Origin of the sequence: Endozoicomonas sp. SESOKO2, from assembly GCF_024606245.1 — a bacterium.
In the GTDB taxonomy this organism is placed as follows: Bacteria; Pseudomonadota; Gammaproteobacteria; order Pseudomonadales; family Endozoicomonadaceae; genus Endozoicomonas_A.
This window is the reverse complement of record NZ_JAHHPQ010000728.1, coordinates 1-3,983: the sequence shown is the minus strand read 5'-3', so window position 1 is coordinate 3,983 and position 3,983 is coordinate 1. Positions and strand designations below refer to the sequence as shown.

Here is a 3,983-nt window from a genome sequence, read left to right as displayed (position 1 = left end):
GTTGTCCGGGAATAGTTTCCGCCGCCCGTTCCGTACATCAAAGTGATGATCTGAAGTTTGTTTCGCCTACAGGGTTTGTCATCGGGTAACGTGCCTGAACCTGAATATCCGTTTGTGCGGGTAATGTGTGATGATTCATTTGGCATCAGCCTCCCATCGGTCATTGGCATTGCAGATAATGTGCCCGGCTCAGCTTTTATAAACAAACTCTGGCTTGTCGAAGCCCCATTCTGGTTAACCTCAACGATAAAACGGTAGGTCTGCGGCTCAACCGGGCAAACGAAAGGCACAAAGACCAATACGTGCAGGAGTAAACTTTTAATGGTTTTATCCTTTGTTTTCTATGAATAGGAGCAGTGAGGATAGACGAGAGAAAAAGGGGCACGGAACGAAAAGTTAATGGTTCATGGATTTTCCCATTCTTGACAAACGTGCTGAAATTTTACTGAAACGCCGATGTTTTATACCTGACGACTGTCGACATACCCGGTTTGAGAAAAGCGATGAACTCAGGGACGATCTCAGAGTTTCAGTAAAGTGATTATCTGGCCCCGATGAGATTCGCCTGAATCGTCGAATGCGGTTGTAATGACGAATATTCAGCAGAGAACTGTAGACGTCAAACTCGGGGTGACAAAGTCATCATACAAATCGATAGGGTTACTGGAATTGGCTTAGTGGCAGAGCAGAAGAATTTTTCGAATACCTATTTTTATATAGTAATTTTAATGCCAGCCAGAACACACCCACCCATAATAAAAGCCACTGCCTGCAATCAGGAGTGGCTTTCGCCAACGGGAATTTGATTACTGACCGTAGCGATCCTGAAGTACTTCAAACACGGCACGAACCCCAAACGCTTCTCCACCTAGCGGGCGACCGGGCTGAGGACGAATATTCCAGGCCATGATATCAAAGTGAACCCAGGGAATGCCCTTGCCGACAAACTCCTGCAAATAGAGAGCTGCAGTAATAGACCCTCCATAAGGCTCCTTGGCGCAGTTGGTCATATCAGCGATTTCGCTGTTGAGCATGTACCTGTAGTCCTTGTGCAAGGGCATGCGCCAGATTGGGTCGTCCGTTTTGTCACCCGCCTGCATCAGTTCACAGGCCAGGGCCGTATCGTCAGTGTAAAAGCCCCCCACCTCAGTACCCAGAGCCACACGACAGGCTCCGGTCAGAGTGGCGAAATCGACAATCATGTCAGGATTTTCGGTACTGGCTTCCGTCAGTGCTTCACACAGAACCAGACGACCTTCGGCATCGGTATTGTGAATTTCTACCGTCAAACCCTGACGGGTTTTCACTATATCTCCGGGACGCAGGGCATTTCCGGCAACCGCATTTTCAACGGCTGGAATCAGCATTCTCAGACGAACAGGCAGGTTAAAGTCCATGATCAGGCGCGCCAGTCCGATGACGTGAGCGGCACCGCCCATATCTTTTTTCATCAGACGCATACCGTCTGCACCTTTCATGTCCAAACCGCCACTGTCGAAGCAGACGCCCTTACCCACCAGTGTGATCAAGGGATGCTTCCCGTCACCCCAGGTCATGTCAATCAGCCGTGGTGCGTGACTGCTGGCGCGCCCGACCGCATGAATGGTGGGATAATTTTGAGTCAACAGCTCATCACCTACCGTCTGACTGACTTTGGCACCAAACTCTTCGGCCAGCTTTTCTACGGCCTCACCCAGATGTTCGGGCATCATATCGCCAGCCGGAGTGTTCACCAGATCACGAACAATGGCCATCGCTTTAACAAATTTTTCGGCTTCTAAAACCTCTGCCTGCCTCGGCAGAATCAATCTTGGACGCTCTTTCTGTTCAGTTTTTTTGTAGCGGTCGAACTGATAAGCACCCAGCCCCCAGCTAAATGCGGCCAGTTTAAGAAGGTTTTCATCGCCCTGAAGTTTGTAGTCCCCAGCTGGCAGCTGATTGACCAAATTTCCGCAGATAAAGTGGCTGGACAGATCTTCAACACCGACAATAACCTGATCCACGACACCTTCTTCACCGGGAATCAGACTGATGCCCTCTCCTTTGAAGTCTGTGCAGGTCAGCCAGTTCTGTAGAGGTTCTGACTGCTCATCAAACCAGCGATCATAATCTGAAGTTTCCACCAGAGTCAGAGGAATACCGTGGTCACCAGCCAGCAAATAGGAATGCATAGATCTCTACCAATTGGGAATATGAGGGATTGAAAGACGACAATACAGAAAGATGGTACTCAGTATCGAGATGGCTTGCTAGCAAAAGCAGGGGCAAACCACAATATTGCCATTTGCCCCATGCTATCAAAGCCGCAGTAACCATGCCAGTGGACACAACCCATCTGGAACAGCAGAATAATTTTTCCGGGCTGTTGACAGGTTGGCTTAAGAAGCGATGATCAGCGTTCCGGAATCCAGTCGGAAGACTCTATCCATCTGTCTGGCCAGATTCATGTCATGGGTTACCACAACAAAACTGGTCTTGAACTCATTGCTGAGAGAGGCCATCAAATCATGCACTTTTTCTGCTGTATTAGGATCAAGATTACCCGTTGGTTCATCCATAAACACCAGATCAGGTTCAGTAACCAGGGCTCTGGCAATGGCTACGCGCTGGCGTTCTCCTCCTGACAATTCTGCGGGCTTATGTTTGGCCCTTGCCCCAAGCCCCACGGCATCCAGTAACTGTTCGGCTCTTTCCCTGATCTGTCTGATGGGTGTTTTCTTTCTCAGCAGTAGCGGCATAGAGACATTTTCCAGAGCGGTGAACTCAGGTAACAGATGATGGAACTGGTAGACGAAGCCCAGGTGGCGATTTCTCAGTTCATTCTGCTCTGCTTCTTTCATCGTTGCCAGCTCATGGCCGCAGACTCTGATTTCACCCGAAGAAGGACGATCCAGTCCGGCCAACAATTGCAGTAATGTCGTTTTCCCTGAGCCAGAGCTGCCAACCACCGCGACCCTCTCCGAAGGACCGATCACCAGGTTTAAGTCATTCAATACTTCCAGTTTTTCAGGGCCTTCATCAAAACTTTTGGCCAGTGCCCTGCACTCTAATACGGCGTTGATGGACTCATTCATAACGAAGTGCCTCTGCTGGCTGGGTTTTAGAGGCTCTCCAGGCGGGATACAAAGTGGCCAGGAAACTCATGGACAGACCTGCAATACTGATGACAGCAACATCGCACCATTGCAATTCAGAAGGCAGATAACTGATAAAATAAACGTCCGGGCTGAGGAACTGGATACCCAGACAGGACTCAAGAGCTGAAATGATTTCAGAAACGTTCAATGCGGCAATCACACCGAGCACAACCCCCAATAATGTTCCCACAATACCAATGAGAGACCCCTGTACCATAAAGATACCCATAATGGTTTTCGGACTGGCTCCCAGTGTTCTCAGAATAGCGATATCCGACTGCTTGTCAGTCACCACCATCACCAGGGTAGAGACGATATTGAATGCTGCTACGGCAACAATCAGCGTCAAAAGCAGGCCTACCATGGTTTTTTCCATCTGGATCGCCTGAAACAGTTGCCCCTGGGTACGAGTCCAGTCTTGCACGTAGTAACGCCCCGGCAGCTGAACAGCCACCTCCCAAGCCAGTTTGGGGGCAGCGAACAGGTTTTCCATTTTCAGACGGATGCCCTCAACACCTTCCGATACTCGCATGAATCGGGCAGCATCCTGAATGTTGATATAGGCCAGACTGCCATCCACGTCAGCGCCTACTGCAAAGATACCGACTACTGTAAAACGTTTGAGTCTGGGGAAAACACCCGCAAGGTTCACATTCGCCTCAGGCAGAACCATGGTAACCTTATCACCGGTCGTCACCCCAAGGGACTGAGCCATGATCTCACCCAGCACTATGCCAAACGTGCCGGCTTTCAGATTGTCGAGAGATCCCTGCACCATATTCTGATCGACAATAGACACCTCCTTTTCGAAGGCCGGATCAATCCCATACAGCATGTGTCTCTTAA

At 49.7% G+C, this 3,983-nt stretch carries 4 protein-coding genes; all 4 read right to left on the bottom strand.

Annotation, left to right across the window (positions count from 1 at the left end; translation table 11 throughout):
• Positions 1-299: hypothetical protein (locus KDK17_RS17375; protein ID WP_257288667.1), on the bottom strand; the 299-nt coding region annotated here is incomplete at its 3' end.
• A gap of 507 nt (positions 300-806) precedes the next feature.
• Positions 807-2,171 (bottom strand): M17 family metallopeptidase, encoded by a 1,365-nt coding sequence (locus KDK17_RS17370; RefSeq protein WP_257254159.1) that lies wholly within the window; start codon positions 2,169-2,171, stop codon positions 807-809.
• 207 nt (positions 2,172-2,378) lie between these two features.
• Positions 2,379-3,074 carry an ABC transporter ATP-binding protein gene (locus tag KDK17_RS17365; RefSeq protein ID WP_257254160.1) on the bottom strand — a complete coding sequence of 232 codons (696 nt, stop codon included), beginning with the start codon at positions 3,072-3,074 and terminating at the stop codon, positions 2,379-2,381.
• Positions 3,067-3,983: lipoprotein-releasing ABC transporter permease subunit (locus KDK17_RS17360; protein ID WP_257288666.1), on the bottom strand; the 917-nt coding region annotated here is incomplete at its 5' end. The genes KDK17_RS17365 and KDK17_RS17360, both read right to left, overlap by 8 nt.